The sequence below is a fragment of the Aneurinibacillus thermoaerophilus genome, from assembly GCF_019603355.1.
Taxonomy (GTDB): Bacteria; Bacillota; Bacilli; order Aneurinibacillales; family Aneurinibacillaceae; genus Aneurinibacillus; species Aneurinibacillus thermoaerophilus.
Genome location: NZ_CP080764.1, coordinates 1,481,303 through 1,501,960 on the forward strand (window position 1 = coordinate 1,481,303; position 20,658 = coordinate 1,501,960).

Consider the following 20,658-nt stretch of genomic DNA (forward strand, 5'->3'; position numbering starts at 1 on the left):
TTGTTTTTTTATTAGCCAGCATTTCGCTTTCGTTCATGCTTACTGTACGGAATGCACATCGGCGTTCCGTAAATTGGGTCTTTAATAATGCGGCAGTCAAGATTAAAGACCGCCCGTACCAAATCTTCCGTCATCACCGACTCAGGAGCACCCTCGGCGTATACGGTCTGGTTTTGCACTGCGACGATATGGTCAGCATACCGGCAGGCAAGGTTTAAATCGTGAAGCACCATAACAACTGTCCGTTTTTCGTTCCGGTTTAATTCAGCAAGAATATCAAGCACTTCTAGTTGGTGCGTCATATCAAGATATGTGGTCGGCTCGTCAAGCAGCAGTGTATGCGTTCCTTGAGCAAGCACCATCGCGATCCATGCCCGCTGACGCTGGCCGCCGGAAAGGGAATCTACCGGCTGTTCGGCGAGCTCGCTCATTTGTGTTGCATCTAACGCCCAGGTTACCATTTTTTCGTCTTCTTCTGACCACTGGCGCAGCCAGCTTTGGTACGGATATCGGCCTTGTTTCACCAATTGCAGGACAGTGAGTCCTTCGGGAGCTGCCGTTGATTGCGGCAAAATGGCAAGACGCCGTGCTACTTCCTTTGTGGATAAACGGGAAATGCTGTGGCCGTCCAGCAATACAGACCCGGATTTCGGTTTCAATAAGCGCGCCAGAGAGCGGAGCAGGGTGGATTTTCCACAGCCGTTGCTTCCGATAAATACCGTCACTTTTCCTTCTGGTATCGTCATGTTTAATTCATTAATAATAATCCGTTCCCCGTATGCGAGCGTCAGATTTTCCGTTTCCAGCGTTTTCATTATCATACCATCCCCTTTTTCAGTGATTCCGGTATTTATAAAGCAAATATATGAAAAACGGAGTGCCGATGGCCGATGTAAAAATACCGACCGGCAAATCGAGCGGCGAGAATGCGGTACGGGCGATTAAATCGGCGCCTGTAACCATGAACGCTCCCACCGATGCAGCCACAGGAAGCAGCCCGCCGAAAGAAGAGCCGACCAGTTTACGGGCAATATGCGGGGCAAGTAGCGCGACAAATCCGATCGCCCCACCGATGGCGATCGCCGCGCCTGCCAGCGTCGCACAAACGGCCAGCAGGATGAAGCGGTCTCGCTCTAGCCTTTGTCCTACTCCGGTGGCAATGTCGTCGCCAAGCTGCTGTACGTTCACGCTTCTGCTCAAGAAGAAAGCGCACGGAATGAGAACGATCGCCCATGGCAAAAGGCTAAGCACATCTTTCCAGTTTGAGCCATACACGCTTCCCGCAAGCCAGACCATTGCTTCACTTGTCAAATAGATCGGACTAATGACAAGTAACAGCTTAGTGCAAGCGGCCATCGCCGCCTGAATGCCGACACCGATGAGTACCAGCCGGAACGGACTGATACCTTTGCGCCAAGCCAGCATATAAATCAAAAGCGTCATGACTATCGCGCCCACCATTGCGGAGAGCGGAAGCCATGCGATGCTTGCTGTTGGAAACAGAATAATAAAACTAACCGCTGTAACGGAAGCGCCGCCCGTAATCCCCACCAAGTCAGGGGAGGCCAGCGGATTGCGTACAATACCTTGGAGGATAGCCCCGGAAACGGCGAGGCAAGCTCCAACCAGAACCGACGCTAATGCTCGTGGTAGACGAAACGTTTGAATAATAAGCGCATGTTCGCTCGAACCAATGCCCAACAGCGTTTTTACCACATCAGCAGGTGGAATGAAAAAATCTCCCATGCCAACGCTTAGAAGGAGCACCACAAGCGTAAGCAGGAAAAATAAAAGACTAAAGAAAAGTGAGCGCTTGTCAAGCAAAAAAGAAACAGGAAACTTTTGACCACGGATAGGAACATAATTTTTCATACGCGAACCCCCTTTCGGGCCACATAAATGAAGAATGGCACGCCCAGGAGAGCTGTAATGACTCCGATGGGAAGTTCTTTAGGTATGGCAACGAACCGTGCCAGAATATCCGCAATCAGCAGCAAAATCGCGCCCAACTGCGCGCTGTACAGCACCATCCAGCGCGTATCGATTCCGACGAGAAAGCGGGCGATGTGTGGAATAATCAGGCCGACAAAACTGATAGGCCCGGCTGCGGCAATGGAACTTCCAGCCAGCATGACAAGCAGAATTCCCATTATAGCCTTAACGAGCGCTGTCCGCTGTCCGACCCCTTTTGCCACATCTTCGCCGAGCATGAGTGTATTGATAGGTTTCGCGATAAGCAGCGAACCGATGATTGCTACTATCATATACGGCAACACGGAAACAAGCACATCGAGTTTGCGCCCGGCTACCGAACCTTCCAACCAGAACAGCACTTCTTCGATTGCCGATTCTCGAAATAGTAGAACGCCTTGCGTAAGCGAAGAACAGAGTGCGTATATAGCGGCGCCTGCGAGGGTCAATTTCAGGGGCGTAGCGCCGTCCCGGCCGAGAGATCCAAGAAAATATACGAACAGTCCGCTTGCCGCGGCTCCAAAAAAGCCGACCCATGTAAGAGAGGCAAGCGTACTGAAAGAAAAGAATGCCACAGCGATTACAATAAACAAAGAAGCGCCGGCGTTAATGCCGAGAATTCCCACGTCTGCGAGCGGATTACGCGTCAAAGCTTGGATTAGCACCCCGGAGATGCCAAGGCAAGTGCCAACCGCCAGCGCGATAAAGGCGCGGGGAACTCGCACTTCCTTAATTACAATATGTTCGTTTGTTCCATTAAAATGGGTATAGGCATCGACCACCGTTTTCCAATTTGTATCGATCACTCCAAACACAATGCTTGTATACATAGCCATGACTATGCAGACAAACCCGATGATTAGCCCGAAAATTTTTAGTGGGGGAGTTGTTAGTATTCCTTTCATGTTGCCATCCTACTTTCCTTCCGATTGCATAGAGCCAGGAAAACTTGCAAAGCTGTGCACCGCCCGCAGCGACGCAAAGCGTCCGTTTTTGCTACATCAGCAGCAAAAGGACAAGCGGGTACAGCACGCGAGTTTTTCTATCTGCGATAAAGTTTACGAAGATTCTATATCTATGTCAATGATTTTGAAATTCATTATCAAAATTAATGATTGACACAGAAAGAGAAAATGGATATGATTATAGCCGTTAATGATAATCATTTTCATAAATCTTGTACAACGCGGTAGAGAAAGAGGGAGTTGTTGGTGAGCATGTTTAAGGGAAAAAGGAAGGGCTTTTCATTCATTCTCTTGCTCGTTTTCATGCTGGTAGTTGCCGGCTGTGGCGGACAGCAAACCGCTTCAGAGAAAACGGATGAGGCGGGCAAAAAACAAAACACGCGCACGGTAAAACACGCGATGGGAGAAACGCAAGTTCCGGAGAAGCCGGAAAGGGTTGTTGTGTTGACGAATGAAGGAACGGAAGCTGTGCTTGCGCTCGGTATGAAACCGGTGGGCGCGGTGAAGTCTTGGACAGGTGATCCATTCTACAAACATATTGCAAAAGAAATGGAAGGCGTGACTGTGCTCGGCGAAGAAAAGCAGCCGAACTTGGAGAAAATCGCGGCGCTGAAGCCGGATATTATTCTCGGAAACAAGATGCGTCACGAAAAAATTTATCAACAATTATCCGCGATTGCACCTACCGTATTTTCGGAAACGTTGCGCGGAGAGTGGAAGGACAACTTTAAGCTATACGCGGATGCGTTGAACAAAAAAGCGGAAGGCGATAAAGTATTAGCGGATTGGGAGAAGCGCATTGCCGATTTCAAACAAAAAGCGGGCGATAAATTATCGACCAAGGTTTCCCTGGTTCGTTTCATGCCGGGAAAAATCCGTATCTACTATAAGGACACGTTTGCTGGAATTATCTTGCAGGAACTGGGTGTTGCCCGTCCAGCTTCCCAGGATAAAGATGCTTTTGCAGATGATGTAACGAAAGAACGCATCCCGGACATGGACGGGGATATCATGTTCTACTACACGTATGAGACAGGGAACGGAGAAGCTTCAAAAGCCGAAAAAGAATGGACAAACGATCCGCTGTGGAAAAATTTGAGCGTTGTGAAAAAACACAAAGCGTACAAAGTGGACGACGTCATTTGGAATACAGCTGGAGGCGTAAAAGCAGCCAACTTAATGCTGGATGATTTGGAAAAATATTTTGGTATAAAATAAAAAATAGAAAAGTCCTTTGAAGTCGCTTGACTTTAAAGGACTTTTTTGTTTTTTCTCCATATCGGGCCTAATAAGGATTGTGATGTTCGCTGGATAGGAACGGCTCATGTACGAGGCTATACGTTTTTTCTTTTCTTCCTTCCTCCCCCTTTTCAACAGGCTTGGCAAAATTAATATATGCCATGAGAAAAGCAACGATGATAGCAACAATGGCCCACCACATATATGTCACCTCGCTTCTTCCTTTCTTATTTATCAGTTTACTGTCATTTTAAAATAAAATGAATAAAAACTCAGTCTGTGCCTCCTGCTCTTTTTCTTTATCTGCTGCATACATTGTGTTGAATAGGTTCGTAGCATAGGAAAAGGAGGAGGTTTTCTTGCCCAAAACATTAATATTGACTAAGCCGATCATTGCGGTGACCGGCAGTGCGGGGAAAACGACGACGAAAGAAATGATCGCGTCCGTATTGAGACGCAGGTGGCGTATTTTTGCGTCATACCGCAGCTTTAACCAGCATACGTGTTCCGCGCGCAACGCGAAGCGCATTCGCCCGTTTCACCGGGCGGCCGTTTTGGAGTTTGGCATGGGCGCACGCGGCCAAATCAAAAAACATTGCAAGTTTATTCAACCAAATATGGGAGTGATTACGAATGTGGGCACGGCGCATATCGGGAATGTGGGCGGTAACGTGGAGGGGATTGCGAAAGCGAAATCGGAATTAATTAAGCATATGAAGCAGACCGGCTACCTGGTACTCAATGCGGACGACCCGAATTCAAAGCTGCTGGAGACAGAGGGGTTCCAGGGGACGATTGTGAGGATAGGCATAAAGAATGAAGCCGATTTTCGGGCGAAAAATGTTGGCTATGAAACTGATGGAATGAGCTTTGACGTTTTGCTGGACGGCCAGGTGCATACGTTTTATATTCCGATTTACGGTGAGCACAACGTATACAACGCGCTGAATGCGATTGCTATTGCAAGTCGTCTCGGTTTTACACCCGAGGAGATGAAAACGGGCCTCCGTTATTATAAGCGGACGCCACGAAGGTTAAATATTTTTCGTTATACGGGCAACATTACGCTCATTGACGACTCGTGCAGCGCAAATCCAAATGCCGTCCGGGCGGCCCTTGATGTGCTGAAAAAAGTAAGCGGAGAGACGAAAGTTGCCGTATTGGGTACGATGCTCGCGATGGGGAAATATTCGACGAAAGCGCATATGGAGGTTGGGCGCTATGTTGCCAGCACAGGCGTGGATTATTTGTATACGTACGGAAAAAGAGCACGCCATATTGCTTTGGCCGCGATTCAGGCCGGGTTCTCCAAAGAGCGGGTGAAAATGTTCGAGTCTGAACAATTGCTGCGCAAAAGCATTGTTGCCTGCCTTAAACCGAACACAACGATTCTTATCAAAGCTTCCCACAAGATCGGCTTGGAGAAAACGGTTGATTATATTAAGAAACAGGCCCGGCTTAAGGGGTTGAAGCAACTGTCATGGAAAGGTCGTTGAAAGACGCGTTTTTCCTTACTGCCAAAGCCGCCTGCCTGTTGGACGCGAGAACAGGTCGGATCTTGTTGCAGAAAAATGCCTATGAATCGCTTCCACCTGCCAGCATGACAAAAATGATGACGGCGTTGCTTGTGCTGGAAGAGGTGAAGAAAGGCCGCATTTCTTTGAAGGATCAGGTGAAGATTAGCCGCAGGGCAGCCAGTATGCGAGGCTCTTCCATGCGTTTATGTGCCGGAGAGAAGATGGCGGTGCGGATGCTGTTGGCAGGGCTTATGGTCGCTTCAGGCAATGATGCGGCAGTGGCGCTTGCAGAATATACGTTCGGAAGCGTGCCGGCGTTTGTCAGGCGGATGAACGAGCGGGCGGCGGAGCTTGGCCTTGAAAACACCTATTTTGTTAATCCACATGGGTTGTCCGCTTCCGGGCATTGTGCAAGCGCTTATGATATGTGTCTGATTGCGCGGGAGCTGGTGCAATATGAAGAAATTTTTCGCTACACATCCCGCAAGCGTATTGTGGTGAGAAGGAAGAACAAAGGCAACATTTTGTTGCGTAATACCAATACGCTGGTTGGCGCTTATCCCGGGGTTGACGGGCTGAAAACAGGATACACACCAAGGGCGAAATATTGTTTGTGCGCAACGTTCGTATCCGGAGGAAAACGGTATATCGCTGTCGTCATGGGTCTTTTAACAAAACGCAAACGAAACGAAGAAGCTGCCCGTTTGCTTGCGTATGCGGCTGCCATTGTTTCCGCTTAATAAACCCAGATGTTTTGCGGACAGATGCTGTATTATTGCAAAAAGTTAATGAAAAGCACAGAAAGAAGAGACGGATTCGTCAATGATCTGAGCAGGCATACGTCCGCAAGTTCTTTCATACGTTTAATCGCGCAGCGTAAAACCCATGCCGTACTTCCGCATCCGGTATTGCAAGCTTTGTCGGCTGATTCCGAGTTCTTTGGCGGCGCGGGAAATGTTATTGTTGTTTTTTTGGATAACGGCACGGATATATTTTTTTTCGAAGGCCGCAAGTTGGCTTTTCAAATCTGACGGCACATCAGGAAAGATGTTGTGCGGATGGTCTGCCGGTTTTGGCGCCAGCGGATGCGTGGACATATGCTCACCCGGCTCTGGACGGGCCGTATCTTCGCGCGTGATATGCAATAATTTGCGCCGGATGTGGTGCGGCAGATGCTCCATTGTAATTTCGTGTTCATCCGTAATAAAATTCATCGTTCCTTCGATGGCGTGTTCAAGCTCACGTACATTGCCCGGCCAACCGTACTCCTGAAACGCCTGCAAAACTTCCGGATGGACGCGCTCGACGTTCATATCGAACAAACGGTTGTATTTCTGGATAAAATGGCGCGTTAAAATTTCAATGTCTTGTTTTCGGTCGCGTAGCGGCGGAATGAACAGCGTTACGACGCCAAGGCGGTAATATAAGTCTTTGCGTAGGCGATTCCCTGCGATCGCATCGATCGGATCTTCATTCATTGTGGCGATAATGCGCACATCAATTTCCGTATCTTTTGTGTCGCCGATCCGGCGGATTTTTTTCTCTTGCAGTGCGCGTAGAAGCTTCGCCTGCAAAGGAGGGCTCATTGAGTTGATTTCATCAAGCAAAATGGTTCCGCCTCGCGCCTGTTCGAACAACCCGGGCCGTTCAATGGCGCCTGTGAACGCACCGCGCCTCGTACCGAACAGAAGGCCTTCGATAAGATGCTCCGGCAGGGCGGCGCAGTTTTGCGAAATAAACGGGCCAGATGCGCGGGCGCTGTCGTTATGCAAGCTTTGGGCGAACAGTTCTTTCCCGGTTCCTGTTTCACCGACGATAAGTACCGATGAAGAAGTGCGCGCCGCGCGTCGGGCCACCTCGATGACTTCTTGAATGGCCTCGCTTTCCCCGATGATGTTTTCGAAAACATAACGCGTATCTTTCTCTTTCAAGAAGTTCTCTCGCAGCATATGCTCTACGCGGGTAATGTCGTTAGCTACTTCAAGCGCGGCGATAGTACGTCCGTTTTCGGTAATAGGAAATGTATTGTTAATAGTCGTAATTTGTTTACCTTTAGCGTTAAAGTACGTTTGTTTAACGTTTTGTGTTGTTTCGCCCTGATGCAGCGCCCGCAGCAGCGTGCTTTCCTGTTCTTCGGTGAAGGTGAATATGTCAAGCAGGCGTTTGCCTAACACCGTCTCTTTATTCATCGCCTCGATTTCGGACATTTTTTCATTGTAAATGATTGAGATGCCGTCTTCATCAATAACATGAATACCTTCATTGAGCCGGTTTAAAATGAATTCGTAAATTTTAATTTTTTGTTCCAGTTTTTCCTTTTCCGACAACGCTCCCATGATTGCACTCCATTTTTCGTTAATTTTTTACTTGCCATAAAATTAATCATGAACATGCAAAAAAATCAAGCACTTCTGAATCAGAAATGAAGCATTTACCTTTTATGTTTTTTCCATTTTCTGTGCCTTGTTTCCCCGGCTTGTTCTTTTTTCTTTTTCTCTGGCACAGGATCGATACCTCCGGGATGGAACGGATGACATTTCACCAACCGTTTGATTGTCAGCCAGCCCCCTTTGAGCGCACCAAAGCGTTGAATGGCTTCAAGCCCATAATGGGAACATGAAGGATAGAAGCGGCAGGAAGGGGGAAGCAGTGGAGAAATGAAACGCTGGTATGCCCGGATGAGCAAAATAAGAACGGTTTTCATACAATCATCCTGTTCATTCATAATGATGGTTGTTGCACGGTCGCTTCCAGGCATATTTCTTTCCACTTCTGCCGCATTTCTTCCATCGGCAGGTCAATGCCGATAAGTATGAGATAGCATTCGCCTGTATTCTCTACCGCTTCCCATTCCGTTCGCTTCGCCGCATACTGCATCAGATATATACCCGTTTTGCTTTCGACGGTCAGATACCCTTTGGCCCGCAGTAGGCGGGGGTGATACGATTTTAGGAAACGTTCCAGCTTTTTCTGCTGAACCGTCCCGGTAGCTGGCAGTGTGAATGTTTGCACACGGGAGTACGAGCCGTTTGCATCTTCTTGTTCATGGCGATGAGCGTGGAGATGGACATGTGCATGTTCGCTGTGTTTCTGCCCTTTTTCATAATGATGTCCGGATTCATGTGCGGCGACTTCGAGGTCTGCTAGGTCTTGGACAGACAAATCCGCTGTGTTTATTGGCTCTTGCCTTTCAATTATGTCAAACACAGGAGCGAGATCGATATCGCTGTATGTTGTAAACAAAATGGGAGAGCAGTCGTTTTGTTTGCGCAGCGCTTTTAGCAATTTGTTTTTATGATTTTCTTTCATACCTTCCGTCTTGTTGACAATAATCATATCCGCGACTTTCACTTGGCGTTTGACCGTACGGACAAGCTGGCGGTCAATTTCGAAGATGCTTGTGTATTCCAGGTAATAATAGGAATCGATTGTAGTTAGAATCGAGTGAAAACGAACTTTTTCTTTCAATTGCGGTTCTACAAGCAGATCCACTACTTCTTCTGGATTAGCCACGCCGGTCAGTTCGACAAAAATAACATCTGGCCGCTTGTGCAGCAGTTTTTCCATACTTTCTACCACTTCGCTTTTTTTGCTACAGCAGATACAGCCGTCAAGCAGTTTTTCGAGCACCTGATTTTCTTGCATAGTAGCGTTGATTAGGCGTCCATCTACATCAATTGTGCCGAGTTCGTTCATCAGTACGGCAGGTTGCAGATTCCGTCCGGTTGCTTCATGTAGCAGACGAAGCAACAGCGTTGTTTTTCCGCTGCCCAGAAATCCGCTTAATATGATGACAGGAATGCGGGTCATATACTTCCTCCTTGATATGAATGTTTCGCCGCGGGTTTGACCGATACATTTAGGTGATGATACTAATTTGATGATAGCATGTTTTTTTAAAAAGGGGATTCATCTCCCGTCTTTATTGCTTTGAACCGGTGGCTCGCTTTGTAACAGGAGAAACCAGCAAGGTCGATGTATTTATCATAGGCAATGAAAAAAACGACGTTCCTCCTTTTTACGTGAAGGGGAGAAACGTCGTAATTTATCATTATCATAGCTATCTCTATCGAGCAGCTGAATTACATTACGTTCGCATCTTGTTTTGCTTTGCTATCTGTTTCGCTTTCCGGCCAGCATTCTACGTTTTTTAATCCGCCAATACTACTGGTATAGAACACCGGATTTTGGCCCTGCTTTTTTTGTTTCGTATAATCCTGCAACGCGGCAAACGCAATCTTACCCAGCAGAGCAATTGCAATGAGGTTCGTTATTGCCATAAGCGCCATGAACAGGTCAGCCATATCCCATACAACAGCTACTCTCTCTACGGAACCATACATCACCATCGCCACAACAGCGAGGCGGTAAATCAATAGCCAGGTTTTATTTGTATCAATAAACTCAATATTCGTTTGTCCATAATAATAGTTACCGACAATTGAGCTAAACGCAAACAGGAATACTGCAATCGCAATAAAGCTTCCTGCCCAGGAACCAATGTGGGAGCTAAGCGCAGTCTGAACGATCGCGATTCCTTCGAGCCCTTCTTGCTTATAGGCATCAGACAGCAATACGATAAAGGCACTTGAACTACAAACCAATAATGTATCGACAAATACACCAAGCGCTTGAATCAGACCTTGTTTAACCGGGTGTGTTACGTCAGCCGTTGCCGCAGCGTTCGGCGCACTACCCATACCCGCTTCGTTAGAGAACAAGCCGCGCTTAATTCCCTGCATGAGGGCGGCCCCCATTCCTCCACCTGCTACCTGCTCCAGGCCAAATGCCCCTTTGAAAATTGTCATAAATACGTCAGGCATAACAGGAAGATTTGTGATTACAATGTATAAAGCCAATAATACATAACCGCCAGCCATCACTGGAACCATCCATTCAGCTACTTTAACAATCCGTTTGAGACCACCAAAGATAATAAATGCTGTAAGCGCTGAAAGTGCAAGACCCATCATCGTGCGATCCAGCCCATACGCGGTTTGGAGGGAAAGCGTAATTGTATTTGCCTGAACGGAGTTAAATACAAGGCCAAAACATAATGTAATCAGAATCGCAAACAAAACACCCATCCAGCGTTGATTAAGCGCCTTTTCCATATAATATGCCGGGCCACCGCGGAACCCGTTTTTGTCCTTTACTTTGTAAATTTGTGCCAGTGTTGCCTCAACGAAAGCAGAAGCAGAACCGATAAGTGCAATCAGCCACATCCAAAATACTGCCCCAGGTCCCCCGATAGAGATTGCGAGTGCAACCCCGGCAAGGTTACCTGTTCCTACGCGCGAGGCGGTGCTGATGCAGAAGGCGCCAAAGGAAGATACAGAGTCCTTCTTTTTGGAATCACCTACTCCATCACCAAGCAAGCGAATCATTTCACCAACCATTCTAAACTGCACAAATTTCGTTCTAAAAGTAAAATAAAGGCCAAGAACAATCAGCATAGCAATTAAAACATAAGACCATAAAATATTATTACTTATTGCAATAAAATTCTCTAAGATAGTCATTATTTCAAACACTCCTTTCTATGTTGTTATAACTTTATTTATTTTACAGCACAACGATAACGCTTACAAAAGAACTATTTTGGCAATGCTCGCTACTCTTCTTCTATTTCGCTTTTCACCAACATATCGTCCGAGATAGGGGTCTCCATCATTCGTTTTACTTCTGTTAAATCGTTTGTCTTTCCAAGCACCCACATTAACTTCGGAACAATAGCTTCCGTGTTCATATCATGAGAATGAATAATCATATTTTGGGCAACCTTTCGTCCTACTTCATACAACGTAAGGTGCTCCCCTTCTTCTATGCATTGAGTGGTAATTACAACCGCTATTCCTGCATCAATCAGCTCTTTAATTTTAGGAAGAAGATTACGCTCTTGGTGCGGAATTCCCCCATTTCCGAAACTCTCTATAATAATTCCTTTATAAAGATGCTTAATCGCATCAAATAATTCCGGCTGCATCCCAGGATACAACTTTAAAAGCAACACATCCGGACATAATGATGTATCAATGGTGAAAGGACGTTTTGATACGGCAGATACATTCATGTTATATGTAATATCAGTATCGTTAATGTAAGCAACGTAAGGGAAATTAATACTTTCGAACGCATCATAGCTTTGCGTTCTCATTTTTACAGCGCGTGTTCCTTTAATGACTCTACCATCAAAAACGACAAATACTCCAGCAACGTCTTCGCAGGCAAAACGAACCGCATCGATAAAGTTTTTCTTCGCATCCGTTTTCTTAAAATAAATTGGCACTTGTGAGCCTGTAAGAACCACTGGTTTCCCCAAATTTTGCAGCATATAGGAAAGCGCAGCGGCCGTATAGCCCATCGTATCTGTTCCATGAGTAATTACGAAGCCATCATAATCTGCATAATGTTCATGGATAGCTTCGGCAATTTTTGCCCAATATTCAGGCTGCATGTTTGTGCTATCAATGTTCATTACTGTTTTGCTTTCGAGGTGATAGCCGCCTTGTTCCTCGGGTAAATAGCGCAAAAGTTCATCAGCTGAAATACCGGGAGTTAACCCCTCTTTCCCCTCCACTGAAGCAATGGTTCCTCCTGTGGCAAGAAGTAGCAATTTTTTCAAGTACAGCACCTCTCTTTTATGCAAATGTAGTCAGTAGCAAGAAATAAGAGCTTTTTTTACGCGATTTCTATTGTTCTCGTAACACCGTCATGATAGTACGCGTATCGAGAATAATACATTTTAATTATAATAATTTTCATAAATGTGACAAGCATTTTTACGCGAATCGCGTACATTTATTTATAATAAATATTGTTACCGCTTTCTTAAATTGTAATTAATGAAAGACAAAGAGAAGGGAAAAGGGGAAACATCGATGAATTTATACCGACTCTATGAACTCAGAAAAAGAAAAAAGTGGTCGCTGCAATATATAGCGGATCAGCTCGGAATCGCGAAAAGCACGTACGCCGGATATGAATCAGGATACCGCCAGCCTTCATTGGATGCCATTAAGAAGATCGCGGACGTAATGGAGACGTCTGTGGACTATTTGCTGAACCGAATCGATAACCCGGACTTTCAGGCAGTTAAAAAGAGAAAAGAAACAGAAAAGTGGATTGAGTTAACGGATGAACGGATGGCATCGGAAGTGAAATTGACGATAGATGGCCGGACGCTTTCAGATGAAGAAAAAAAGCAGTTTATTGCTTTTGTTCGGGCCAGACGGCAGATGGAAAATGAATACAGGTGAGCAGTAAAAAATGGTTGGGCATGCTTGTCTTTTTTACGATAGGGAAGACGGGACGGTTTTTCTTAAGAGAAAATGGAGAAAGTAAAGACATAAAGCAAACGGCGTGCTGTGAAGGAGGAAACATGCAGGCAATACGACTGGTCAATACGAACGAGCTGTCACACCGGGAATGGCTCGCTTGGCGCAGGCGGGGAATTACAGGCAGCGATGTCGGAGCGATTTGTGGCGTAGACCCTTACAGATCGGCCCTTGCTGTATATTTGGAAAAAACAGGGCAGATGGCCGAAAGCGAGGATACGGAAGCCATGCATTTCGGACGTATGATGGAAGAGGTCGTCGCGGAGGAATTCTCCCGCAGGACAGGCTATAAGTTGCAGCGGCGCAATGCAATTCTTCAGCATCCGGAGAAGGAGTGGGTTATCGGCAATATTGATCGCTTGATTATTGACGCGGAACGCGGCAACGGCGTGCTGGAAATCAAAACGGCTTCCGAATACGCACGCAAAGAGTGGGAGGACGGTAATGTGCCGGAAGCGTACCAGCTACAGCTTCAGTGGTATTTATATATTACCGGTCTTACATGGGGGGCGTTTGCAGTACTTATCGGCGGCAATACTTTCCGGCATCAAGTTGTGGCGCGCGATGATGAACTGATTGCGCTCAGCTTCCGAATTTGTGAACATTTCTGGCATCATCACGTGCTGGCAGGTGTTCCACCGCTTTCGGACGGAAGCGAAGCGACCGCTGCATTGCTTGCCAATATATACCCGGAAGGTGAGGTAGACAGCACGCTTATACTTCCGGATGAAGCGGAAGAGCTTATTGCCCAGTGGGAAAAAGCGGAGCGTGATATACAGGAAGCCGCACAGCGCAAACAAGAGGCCGAGAACCGGCTAAAGGCGCTTATCGGTCGCCATGAAACCGGCCTCACATCCGCGCATCGTGTTACATGGAAGAATGTGTCCCGCCGCACGCTTGATATAAAGGCGCTGAAAGAGCAACGCCCAGACATTTATGAACAATTCGCCCGGCCAGCCGTATCCCGGCGCTTCATTATTACATAGATGAAGGAACAGGAGGAGTTTGAGATGGCAGACGATTTAAAAAGCAAACTGGAAGCAAAGGCGAGAGAAACCGGAAGTTCTCCGCCGACACCGGCGCAAACGATCGGCGCGTATTTGAAAAAGATGGAACCAGAAGTGAAACGTGTGCTTCCGAAACATATGGATGTAGATAGATTGTTACGAATTGCCCTGACGACGATCCGCACAAACCCACAGCTTTTGGAATGCACCATTCCATCGCTTCTTGGAGCTGTAATGCAGGCGGCTCAGCTTGGCCTGGAACCAGGGCTTTTGGGTCAGTGCTATATCGTTCCGTACGGGCGCGAAGCAACATTTATTATCGGATATAAGGGAATGATTGACCTTGCACGTCGCTCAGGTAACATTAAGAACATTTATGCTCACGAAGTGTATGAAAACGACGAGTTTGAATACGAATACGGCCTCTATCCATCATTAAAGCATAAACCGGCAATGAACAGTCGCGGGGAATTTATCGGCGTGTATGCGGTTGTTCATTTTACGGACGGCGGATACCAATTTGAATTTATGTCTAAGGAAGAAATCGACAAACGCAGGTTACGTTCCCGTTCCTATAAAAGCGGGCCGTGGGTAACCGATTATGAAGAAATGGCGAAAAAAACCGTAATTCGTCATATGTTCAAATATTTGCCGCTAAGTGTGGAAATTATGCGTGGGGCGGCACAGGATGAAACGGTTCGTTCGGATATCACCGAAGAACCGGTGAGCGTGTACAGCCGGCCGTTTGAGGCACAAGTTGTATCCGCGGAAGATCTTCCATCAGAGTCAGCGGAGGAAGAGGAGGAACGAAGCGGAAACGAGAAAGAAATAGAAGAAGGGAATCAGAAACAGGAGAAGTAGCAGGAGAGTGAGAATAAAGAATGTAAATATGAAAAGGAAGGAGGGGAAGAAATGCGGTGGCTTTGGCACTGGGTGCTTTCGGCTGTTTCGCTTTTGATCGTGGCGTGGTTATTTGACGCGATCTGGTTCGATAGTGTCGGTTCCGCGTTTGTTGCTGCGATCGTGCTCGGTTTAGTCAATGCGATTTTACGGCCGATTTTGCAATTGTTGGCGTTGCCAGTGACGGTTCTTACGCTCGGTTTATTTGCGCTTGTTATTAACGCGCTGTTGTTCATATTGACTAGCAAGCTTGTCCCCGGATTTCATGTGGAGAGCTTTTTTTCCGCATTCTTTGGCTCGATTGTATTGGCGATTGTCAGCAGCATTATGTATGGATTGTTCGAGAAAAAGTAACAAAGAAAACGCCCTACCGGGAACAGGCAGGGCGTTTTGTATTTTAGGCGACCAGAATGCTGAGCGCTTTAATAATTTGTTCGCTTTCTTCTTTCGTTAATTCTGCGCCGTTGTATTTTACTTGTCCGCTGTGCAACAGTTCTAGCAGGTTGAAAGAAGGATCCCACTCAAACTGATCGTCGAATAGCTCGGTTAATTCGATCGTCTTACCAGCTTTCAGCGCTTCTTGCACCGTTTTCATGATATTGCTTCACTTCCTGTTTTCCGTTTTTCTTCAAGCACACGATTTATATAATATGCGAACAAAAAAGATTTGTCCACTTATTCGTAACGATTTTCTTGTGCGCGTGCTTCGTCCTGGATTTCGTTCCGCATTCCTTCAATGCTTGCTCTACGGCGTTCGTTTTTCTCGCGGATTTGTTGTCGTTGTTCTTCTGTCAAATGCGTGTTGCTCATCGTTTCTTCCGCAGCCTCGATGTTGCCGATTGTATTTTGTATCATTTCTTGCAGCTTTCGCACATTATCTTTACGATTGTCAGGTTTTGCCATGCAAACGACTCCTCCTCAAATAGTAAGTGGATGAATGCAGCTGCATTCCAAAACGTATTGTGTGATAAAAATAGCATTTTTATTCGGTGGAATAAGAAAGGCTTTGCATGGAAGCTGGCCAATGACGTCTGCGGTTGGTTCATGGTACAATTTATATAAATGGAGCAGTAAGCGTGCAATAGCTAAAAACGGCGTGAAGGCGGGAGCATGACACGTATGAATAAAAAAGTAACGCCATTTAAGAAATGGCGTAGGCAAAACAAACCGCAAAATCGCACATGGCTTACGTTTATCCAAGTGGTAGGGCTGGCTTCCGCGCTGGTGCTGCTTTATAATGGGGCCGCGAGCCTTATTCGATTGAATGTCTCCTATTTGGAAAATACGTTGATCCCTTCGCAAAAAATCAGCACGATCGGCACTCCTCAGGCGAAAGCGTTTGCCATAGACTTTAGCAGGAAATGGTTGCTTGCTTCCGATATGAATGAGGAAATGCACAAGAAGTTTGCGCCTTCCCTTGTAGGAAAGAAAATGACGTGGCCGCATGCGGAACGCGTAGAACAGCTTCAAGTTACGCGTGTTGCGCCTACAGGCCAATATGAGGGAAGAGTAGAAGTGAGGGCTATTGCTATTTTTGCCGGAACGCGGGAGCGGATTGTCATTGAACTGCCGATCCGGTATGACATCCATGAAAAGCTATATCAAGTAACCGCTTATCCCGTACTAAAAAGACAGCCCGGAGCCTTGTCAGGAAAAGAATAAGGCTCCGGGTTGCATTAGTTTGTACGGATCTTTACATGAAGTTTTGCTGTTTTTTCAATCATTTGCTTCGCTTTAACATCAAGCGCATGCATTTCTTTTTCCGCTTCTTTAAGAAGGGATGCGTTCTTTGTACGCAGACCTTTCTCCGCTTTTTTCATCACAGGAACGTATCGGCTCATGGCGCTATACATTTCTTGATGGAAATCCTGTATTTCTTGATACGCGGGAACTTGCATCTCTTGCAAATCCTTGAGTTTTGCTTCATAAGCCGAAATGGCCGAGTGAACTTTGGCCCGTGTTTGTTGTTCCGTAAGTTTCTGTTCGCTGAGCGCAGCGAAAGCCTTGAGCAAAGCGGCGCGCTCTGCATGAAGCTGTTCGGTGTGGGAAGCGAGGGACGCGAAGTAGCGGTCCAGTTCTTCTTTAGTGTTTGTGATTTTTTCTTTTCGCTTTTGCTCTTGCTTTTCCGCGATTTTAGCCGATAACTCGTTGTCGGTAGGTAGATTTTCCTTAGTTGTACAGCCTGTTAGCAAAAGAAGGGCTGCCGTTGCGACAAGTCCTGCACTTCGGACAAATCGTTCTCCCTTTTTTTGTTTTTCCATGCCATTCCCCCTTTATTAGCTAAAGAAACGGGAAGCTTTTTTCTTTTTGCATATACTGATCAGCACATACAGAACAAGGCATGCAGCTGCGATCCAGATAATGGGTTCGATGAATGGTTTGGCGGCTTCATTTATGTCCTCCCAGCGTGCGCCCAATTGCATCCCTAAATATATAAAAAGGATAGACCACGGAATAACTGCCAGCGTGGTATATAGTGTAAATTTCGCAAGCGGCATTCGCGCAATGCCCGCGGGAATGGAGATCGCATGCCGGACAACCGGAATAAAGCGCGCCGTAAAAATCACACCTACACCATAGCGATTGAACCACTCCTCCGCTTTATCGATTTCTTTTTCGCGGATTAACAAATATTTCCCGTACTTTTTAAGAAACGGACGTCCGCCGTAATAGCCCATCCAGTATAAAAAAAGCTGAGCAATGGTTCCGCCGATGGTACCAGCGATGACTGCTCCCCAGAATGTAATTTTTTCTTGCGAGACGAGAAACCCGCCATAAGAAAGTACGATTTCGCTTGGAATGACTTCCAGCATTAAGCCAATCGCAATCCCGAAATAGCCCAAATCGCTAAGAAAGATTAATATTGACCGAATAAACTCTTCCATGACTCCTCCTATCTTTTGGTCAGCTTACCGTTTTCCTCTTTACCATTGTACAGGCAAGGCTGCTCCCTTCACAAGGCAAAGCTTGCTGCATGGCGAATGATTCCGTAAAAAGAACCATTTTTAATTCGTGGAAAGCTTTCATGCATGCTTTCTTTTATCACAATTCATACTATGGATACCAAGGAACAAGGAGGAAGAAGACGTGCGAGAGCAAATGAACGAGTTACAACCACAGCCGCTTCCGGAAAAACCGAAGGAAGCTCCTGCCGCTCCCCCACCGGTAGATCCACGCAAAGCAACAACCGAACTGATTCAGCAATTCGGACAGACGAATGTGCCTTCCGTGCCGGATAGCAACATTTATTGTCTGCCGATTATTGGGCAAATTGAAGGGCATATTCAATTGCCGCCGCAGAACAAGACAACAAAATATGAACATCTCATTCCACAGCTGGTGGCCGCAGAGCAAAATCCGAATATTGAAGGAGTGTTAGTCATTTTAAATACTGTAGGGGGAGACGTGGAAGCAGGACTTGCGATTGCGGAGATGATCGCGTCGATGTCCAAGCCGACCGTATCGCTTGTACTTGGCGGCGGACATAGCATCGGTGTGCCGATCGCTGTTGCGACCGATTATTCGTTTATCGCGGAGACAGCTACGATGACGATTCATCCTGTACGTTTAACCGGGCTTGTAATAGGAGTCGCGGAAAGTTTTGAATATCTTGAAAGAATGCAAGATCGCGTCGTGAAATTTGTTGTGCATCATTCTAATATCAAGGAAGAGAAATTTCGTGAGTTAATGCTCAAAGTTGGTGAATTAAGCCGCGATGTCGGCACAAATGTAGTTGGTACAAAAGCGGTGGAATTCGGCTTGATCGATGAAATTGGCGGCCTGGGCGATGCGATGCGGGAACTGAAAAGGCGCATTGAAGAGCGCCGTTCGGCCGAGACGAAAACGGAGCAGGTGATGCAATGATTATTTACTCGGCTTTGCCTCTCGAATTGATTTTTCAAAATGAAGATAACGTCGCGTATGAGAATATGGAAATTCAGGTGAACGGTGTAACGATGCTTGTACAGCCGTGTGGAATAAACGAAGCGCGTATCGTACGACTTATCAGTCCTAATCCTTACGACTACATGAACCCGGCGTATGCGCCCGGGCAAAAAATTTATTTTCGCCCAGAGTTTTCAAACCGTGAATAAAAGCCTTGATATTACTGCATTTAAGTCTTAAGTCATGGAAACGTATTTTTTGCACTCCAGCATGCTCGCATGCTCTTTTAACATGACACGTGAGAAGCCCCCTTCCTCCACGCCTCTGGTGTAGGTGGGGGATGGCTCACGCTTCCTTCTCCTTACTTAAGCTAAAGATCAACATTGAGCTTTAACGGAGACATGAATAAAAGAGTTTGTCAGGAAAAGTATTATGTCAGTGACTTAAAGCATCCTTACTTCCATCTACCCATATAGAACTAAATTCGTTGTGACTTATTAGCCCCTAAGTCAATTCCCCCTTGTAATTCTTCTTCATCTAGCACACAAATGGTCTCAGTTCTACATACTAAGCAAACAAATGCATCTTTATTTGATTCTATATCTTTCTTTATGGCATAGCTCATTCAGGTCAAATTTAAAATTCCATAGAGGCGTATTTTTAGAACGATATTTTATAAATGATGATGTTGCAAAACTTACATTGAGCATGGTCGAACATACAAGCAAAAGGATTCATCTTACATTTAATATTATAAGTACGATAAACAAAGTTTTACATTGCCTTTCAACATAGTTGTTAATGGGGTGAGAGTGAGTATGATGACAGCAGAAAACCACGATTACGCTCCTTCCTATTATCATAGAGCTCTACAGCAAAATCAGCCTGTTGCTATTTTAGTAGTGGCCTACAATAGACCGGAATATTTTAAAAAAAGTGATTGAATCACTTGAAAGAAATCCAGAATCATGTATGCTGCCCTTCTATTTTTTTTAGATGGTGGGCCGGGGGCCAAGCAAGAAGAAAACATGATGATCATCAACAACTCTAAGATTAAAAATAAAGAAATTATCACCAGAAAAAGAAACTATGGTTGTGCAAAAAATTTGATCGATGCCAGACGATTTATGTTTGATTGGTGTAAATATGAAAAGATTATCGTGATCGAAGATGACATCATCGTCAGTCCCCACTATATTCGAACTCTTCTTGCTTTACATCAATGGGCAAAACAAAATTATAGCAACATCGGAGTTGTCCAATGTTGGTCCTATTGTTTTTTAAACAGTGAAGAAAAGAGGAAGAAGTTACACTTTGTTCAAAATGGCGAAACGTATTGGTGGAGCTTTGTAAGTTATTGTTTAGATCAAGAAGTGTGGCATGCATTACGGCCAATCCTTTATGAATATGAGACACGCTTTGTTGATAAAATTCCCTGGACAGAAGATTTTTTTAAAGAAAGGTCAAAGCCAGGCTTATCCAGCGTAGGCCCTGATATACGTGCATGGGTAAAACATTTAATCGATACACAGGGGCCAAAACGAGTTAAAGAAGGTCCATGCTTTAAAACGAATATTGATTTACGAGCCATATTTGCTTCGATTAACTATGATATCACGAGTCAAGATTTAATGACTGGATTCGTCTTATGGATGGCTGGATACGTTAAGATTGAAACTGTCGTGAATCGGGCAAGACATATCGGAAAATATGGTATTACCGTGGATGAAAAGCTGTTTAAACTTTTACAACATGACAAAATCACCCTTGATTACTATGAGGAAGATGCCACATTAACTGACTTTAGAGAGATACCACAGTAATTCTTCAATATGAA

At 45.7% G+C, this 20,658-nt stretch carries 25 protein-coding genes; 12 read left to right on the top strand and 13 right to left on the bottom strand.

The annotated features are described in order from the left end of the window. Nucleotides 1-11: 11 nt before the first annotated feature. The 3 genes from K3F53_RS07810 to K3F53_RS07820 are packed head-to-tail and all read right to left on the bottom strand — an operon-like array spanning nt 12 to nt 2,876. Nucleotides 12-815, bottom strand: a complete 804-nt coding sequence (locus tag K3F53_RS07810) for an ABC transporter ATP-binding protein (RefSeq protein ID WP_057899091.1) — start codon at nt 813-815, stop codon at nt 12-14. A 19-nt stretch (nt 816-834) separates the two neighbouring features. Beyond that, complete coding sequence (locus tag K3F53_RS07815) at nt 835-1,872, bottom strand: FecCD family ABC transporter permease (protein ID WP_057899090.1); 1,038 nt, start codon at nt 1,870-1,872, stop codon at nt 835-837. Continuing rightward, nucleotides 1,869-2,876 carry a FecCD family ABC transporter permease gene (locus K3F53_RS07820; RefSeq protein ID WP_220560200.1) on the bottom strand — a complete coding sequence of 336 codons (1,008 nt, stop codon included), beginning with the start codon at nt 2,874-2,876 and terminating at the stop codon, nt 1,869-1,871. Before K3F53_RS07820 ends, K3F53_RS07815 begins: the two co-directional genes overlap by 4 nt. Nucleotides 2,877-3,188: 312 nt before the next feature. On the opposite strand from K3F53_RS07820, the gene K3F53_RS07825 reads away from it, so the two are divergent. Then, nucleotides 3,189-4,154 carry an ABC transporter substrate-binding protein gene (locus K3F53_RS07825; RefSeq protein ID WP_057900351.1) on the top strand — a complete coding sequence of 322 codons (966 nt, stop codon included), beginning with the start codon at nt 3,189-3,191 and terminating at the stop codon, nt 4,152-4,154. Between the two features lie 67 nt (nt 4,155-4,221). On the opposite strand, the gene K3F53_RS07830 is transcribed toward K3F53_RS07825, so the two are convergent. Then, the gene (locus tag K3F53_RS07830) at nt 4,222-4,386 is read right to left on the bottom strand and encodes a hypothetical protein (RefSeq protein ID WP_156424063.1); all 165 of its coding nucleotides are present in this window, start codon (nt 4,384-4,386) and stop codon (nt 4,222-4,224) included. Nucleotides 4,387-4,534: 148 nt separating this feature from the next. Between K3F53_RS07830 and K3F53_RS07835 the strand changes: the two genes are divergently transcribed. Both K3F53_RS07835 and K3F53_RS07840 read left to right on the top strand, forming a co-directional pair. After that, on the top strand, nt 4,535-5,671 hold the full coding sequence (locus K3F53_RS07835; protein WP_057899087.1) for a UDP-N-acetylmuramoyl-tripeptide--D-alanyl-D-alanine ligase: 1,137 nt from the start codon (nt 4,535-4,537) through the stop codon (nt 5,669-5,671). Next, the gene (locus tag K3F53_RS07840; RefSeq protein WP_057899086.1) at nt 5,656-6,432 is read left to right on the top strand and encodes a D-alanyl-D-alanine carboxypeptidase family protein; all 777 of its coding nucleotides are present in this window, start codon (nt 5,656-5,658) and stop codon (nt 6,430-6,432) included. Before K3F53_RS07835 ends, K3F53_RS07840 begins: the two co-directional genes overlap by 16 nt. Nucleotides 6,433-6,555: 123 nt before the next feature. Here the strand turns inward: K3F53_RS07840 and K3F53_RS07845 are convergent, their stop codons facing one another. The 5 genes from K3F53_RS07845 to K3F53_RS07865 all read right to left on the bottom strand — a co-directional run bounded on the left by K3F53_RS07845 (nt 6,556) and on the right by K3F53_RS07865 (nt 12,317). Further along, entirely contained in the window at nt 6,556-8,028 is a 1,473-nt protein-coding gene (locus K3F53_RS07845; RefSeq protein ID WP_057899085.1) for a sigma-54 interaction domain-containing protein, read from the bottom strand. Nucleotides 8,029-8,123: 95 nt separating this feature from the next. After that, nucleotides 8,124-8,396 (bottom strand): membrane protein insertion efficiency factor YidD, encoded by a 273-nt coding sequence (yidD, locus tag K3F53_RS07850; protein ID WP_057899084.1) that lies wholly within the window; start codon nt 8,394-8,396, stop codon nt 8,124-8,126. A gap of 17 nt (nt 8,397-8,413) precedes the next feature. Then, the gene (locus K3F53_RS07855) at nt 8,414-9,502 is read right to left on the bottom strand and encodes a CobW family GTP-binding protein (RefSeq protein WP_057899083.1); all 1,089 of its coding nucleotides are present in this window, start codon (nt 9,500-9,502) and stop codon (nt 8,414-8,416) included. A gap of 272 nt (nt 9,503-9,774) precedes the next feature. After that, nucleotides 9,775-11,214: an alanine/glycine:cation symporter family protein gene (locus tag K3F53_RS07860; RefSeq protein ID WP_057899082.1), complete on the bottom strand. Its 1,440-nt coding sequence runs from the start codon at nt 11,212-11,214 to the stop codon at nt 9,775-9,777. A gap of 92 nt (nt 11,215-11,306) precedes the next feature. Then, a complete protein-coding gene (locus K3F53_RS07865; RefSeq protein ID WP_057899081.1) occupies nt 11,307-12,317 on the bottom strand; it encodes an asparaginase in 1,011 nt (336 codons plus the stop codon). Between the two features lie 256 nt (nt 12,318-12,573). On the opposite strand from K3F53_RS07865, the gene K3F53_RS07870 reads away from it, so the two are divergent. The 4 genes from K3F53_RS07870 to K3F53_RS07885 all read left to right on the top strand — a co-directional run bounded on the left by K3F53_RS07870 (nt 12,574) and on the right by K3F53_RS07885 (nt 15,290). Beyond that, nucleotides 12,574-12,951, top strand: a complete 378-nt coding sequence (locus K3F53_RS07870) for a helix-turn-helix domain-containing protein (RefSeq protein WP_057899080.1) — start codon at nt 12,574-12,576, stop codon at nt 12,949-12,951. A gap of 122 nt (nt 12,952-13,073) precedes the next feature. Next, entirely contained in the window at nt 13,074-14,015 is a 942-nt protein-coding gene (locus K3F53_RS07875) for a YqaJ viral recombinase family nuclease (protein WP_057900350.1), read from the top strand. A gap of 24 nt (nt 14,016-14,039) precedes the next feature. Continuing rightward, a complete protein-coding gene (recT, locus tag K3F53_RS07880) occupies nt 14,040-14,897 on the top strand; it encodes a recombination protein RecT (RefSeq protein ID WP_057899079.1) in 858 nt (285 codons plus the stop codon). A 51-nt stretch (nt 14,898-14,948) separates the two neighbouring features. Beyond that, nucleotides 14,949-15,290, top strand: coding sequence for a phage holin family protein (locus K3F53_RS07885; RefSeq protein WP_057899078.1), 342 nt, complete (start codon nt 14,949-14,951; stop codon nt 15,288-15,290). 43 nt (nt 15,291-15,333) lie between these two features. Here the strand turns inward: K3F53_RS07885 and K3F53_RS07890 are convergent, their stop codons facing one another. Together K3F53_RS07890 and tlp are read right to left on the bottom strand one after the other, a co-directional pair. Beyond that, the gene (locus tag K3F53_RS07890) at nt 15,334-15,531 is read right to left on the bottom strand and encodes a hypothetical protein (protein WP_057899077.1); all 198 of its coding nucleotides are present in this window, start codon (nt 15,529-15,531) and stop codon (nt 15,334-15,336) included. Nucleotides 15,532-15,611: 80 nt separating this feature from the next. After that, nucleotides 15,612-15,839, bottom strand: a complete 228-nt coding sequence (tlp, locus tag K3F53_RS07895; protein ID WP_057899076.1) for a small acid-soluble spore protein Tlp — start codon at nt 15,837-15,839, stop codon at nt 15,612-15,614. A gap of 216 nt (nt 15,840-16,055) precedes the next feature. On the opposite strand from tlp, the gene K3F53_RS07900 reads away from it, so the two are divergent. Beyond that, nucleotides 16,056-16,598, top strand: coding sequence for a hypothetical protein (locus tag K3F53_RS07900; protein ID WP_057899075.1), 543 nt, complete (start codon nt 16,056-16,058; stop codon nt 16,596-16,598). 14 nt (nt 16,599-16,612) lie between these two features. Here K3F53_RS07900 and K3F53_RS07905 read toward each other — a convergent pair whose 3' ends face one another. Together K3F53_RS07905 and K3F53_RS07910 are read right to left on the bottom strand one after the other, a co-directional pair. Continuing rightward, on the bottom strand, nt 16,613-17,197 hold the full coding sequence (locus K3F53_RS07905; RefSeq protein WP_220560202.1) for a hypothetical protein: 585 nt from the start codon (nt 17,195-17,197) through the stop codon (nt 16,613-16,615). A gap of 15 nt (nt 17,198-17,212) precedes the next feature. After that, nucleotides 17,213-17,821, bottom strand: coding sequence for an undecaprenyl phosphate transporter UptA (locus K3F53_RS07910; protein WP_057899073.1), 609 nt, complete (start codon nt 17,819-17,821; stop codon nt 17,213-17,215). A 214-nt stretch (nt 17,822-18,035) separates the two neighbouring features. On the opposite strand from K3F53_RS07910, the gene K3F53_RS07915 reads away from it, so the two are divergent. The 4 genes from K3F53_RS07915 (at nt 18,036) to K3F53_RS07925 (ending at nt 20,644) form a co-directional block, all read left to right on the top strand. Beyond that, nucleotides 18,036-18,800, top strand: a complete 765-nt coding sequence (locus K3F53_RS07915; protein ID WP_057900349.1) for a ClpP family protease — start codon at nt 18,036-18,038, stop codon at nt 18,798-18,800. After that, entirely contained in the window at nt 18,797-19,030 is a 234-nt protein-coding gene (locus K3F53_RS07920) for a YlzJ-like family protein (protein WP_057899072.1), read from the top strand. Before K3F53_RS07915 ends, K3F53_RS07920 begins: the two co-directional genes overlap by 4 nt. A gap of 609 nt (nt 19,031-19,639) precedes the next feature. Then, nucleotides 19,640-19,765, top strand: a complete 126-nt coding sequence (locus K3F53_RS19650) for a hypothetical protein (RefSeq protein WP_281423728.1) — start codon at nt 19,640-19,642, stop codon at nt 19,763-19,765. 24 nt (nt 19,766-19,789) lie between these two features. Continuing rightward, nucleotides 19,790-20,644, top strand: coding sequence for a hypothetical protein (locus K3F53_RS07925; protein ID WP_220560203.1), 855 nt, complete (start codon nt 19,790-19,792; stop codon nt 20,642-20,644). The last annotated feature ends 14 nt before the right edge of the window (nt 20,645-20,658 follow it).

Coding starts and splice junctions, on each gene's coding strand:
- K3F53_RS07810 (WP_057899091.1), bottom strand. CDS start 815: ATGAAAACGCTGGAAACGGAAAATCTGACGCTCGCATACGGGGAACGG.
- K3F53_RS07815 (WP_057899090.1), bottom strand. CDS start 1,872: ATGAAAAATTATGTTCCTATCCGTGGTCAAAAGTTTCCTGTTTCTTTT.
- K3F53_RS07820 (WP_220560200.1), bottom strand. CDS start 2,876: ATGAAAGGAATACTAACAACTCCCCCACTAAAAATTTTCGGGCTAATC.
- K3F53_RS07825 (WP_057900351.1), top strand. CDS start 3,189: ATGTTTAAGGGAAAAAGGAAGGGCTTTTCATTCATTCTCTTGCTCGTT.
- K3F53_RS07840 (WP_057899086.1), top strand. CDS start 5,656: ATGGAAAGGTCGTTGAAAGACGCGTTTTTCCTTACTGCCAAAGCCGCC.
- K3F53_RS07845 (WP_057899085.1), bottom strand. CDS start 8,028: ATGGGAGCGTTGTCGGAAAAGGAAAAACTGGAACAAAAAATTAAAATT.
- yidD (WP_057899084.1), bottom strand. CDS start 8,396: ATGAAAACCGTTCTTATTTTGCTCATCCGGGCATACCAGCGTTTCATT.
- K3F53_RS07855 (WP_057899083.1), bottom strand. CDS start 9,502: ATGACCCGCATTCCTGTCATCATATTAAGCGGATTTCTGGGCAGCGGA.
- K3F53_RS07860 (WP_057899082.1), bottom strand. CDS start 11,214: ATGACTATCTTAGAGAATTTTATTGCAATAAGTAATAATATTTTATGG.
- K3F53_RS07870 (WP_057899080.1), top strand. CDS start 12,574: ATGAATTTATACCGACTCTATGAACTCAGAAAAAGAAAAAAGTGGTCG.
- K3F53_RS07875 (WP_057900350.1), top strand. CDS start 13,074: ATGCAGGCAATACGACTGGTCAATACGAACGAGCTGTCACACCGGGAA.
- recT (WP_057899079.1), top strand. CDS start 14,040: ATGGCAGACGATTTAAAAAGCAAACTGGAAGCAAAGGCGAGAGAAACC.
- K3F53_RS07885 (WP_057899078.1), top strand. CDS start 14,949: ATGCGGTGGCTTTGGCACTGGGTGCTTTCGGCTGTTTCGCTTTTGATC.
- K3F53_RS07890 (WP_057899077.1), bottom strand. CDS start 15,531: ATGAAAACGGTGCAAGAAGCGCTGAAAGCTGGTAAGACGATCGAATTA.
- tlp (WP_057899076.1), bottom strand. CDS start 15,839: ATGGCAAAACCTGACAATCGTAAAGATAATGTGCGAAAGCTGCAAGAA.
- K3F53_RS07900 (WP_057899075.1), top strand. CDS start 16,056: ATGAATAAAAAAGTAACGCCATTTAAGAAATGGCGTAGGCAAAACAAA.
- K3F53_RS07905 (WP_220560202.1), bottom strand. CDS start 17,197: ATGGAAAAACAAAAAAAGGGAGAACGATTTGTCCGAAGTGCAGGACTT.
- K3F53_RS07910 (WP_057899073.1), bottom strand. CDS start 17,821: ATGGAAGAGTTTATTCGGTCAATATTAATCTTTCTTAGCGATTTGGGC.
- K3F53_RS07915 (WP_057900349.1), top strand. CDS start 18,036: ATGAACGAGTTACAACCACAGCCGCTTCCGGAAAAACCGAAGGAAGCT.
- K3F53_RS07920 (WP_057899072.1), top strand. CDS start 18,797: ATGATTATTTACTCGGCTTTGCCTCTCGAATTGATTTTTCAAAATGAA.
- K3F53_RS19650 (WP_281423728.1), top strand. CDS start 19,640: ATGATGACAGCAGAAAACCACGATTACGCTCCTTCCTATTATCATAGA.
- K3F53_RS07925 (WP_220560203.1), top strand. CDS start 19,790: ATGTATGCTGCCCTTCTATTTTTTTTAGATGGTGGGCCGGGGGCCAAG.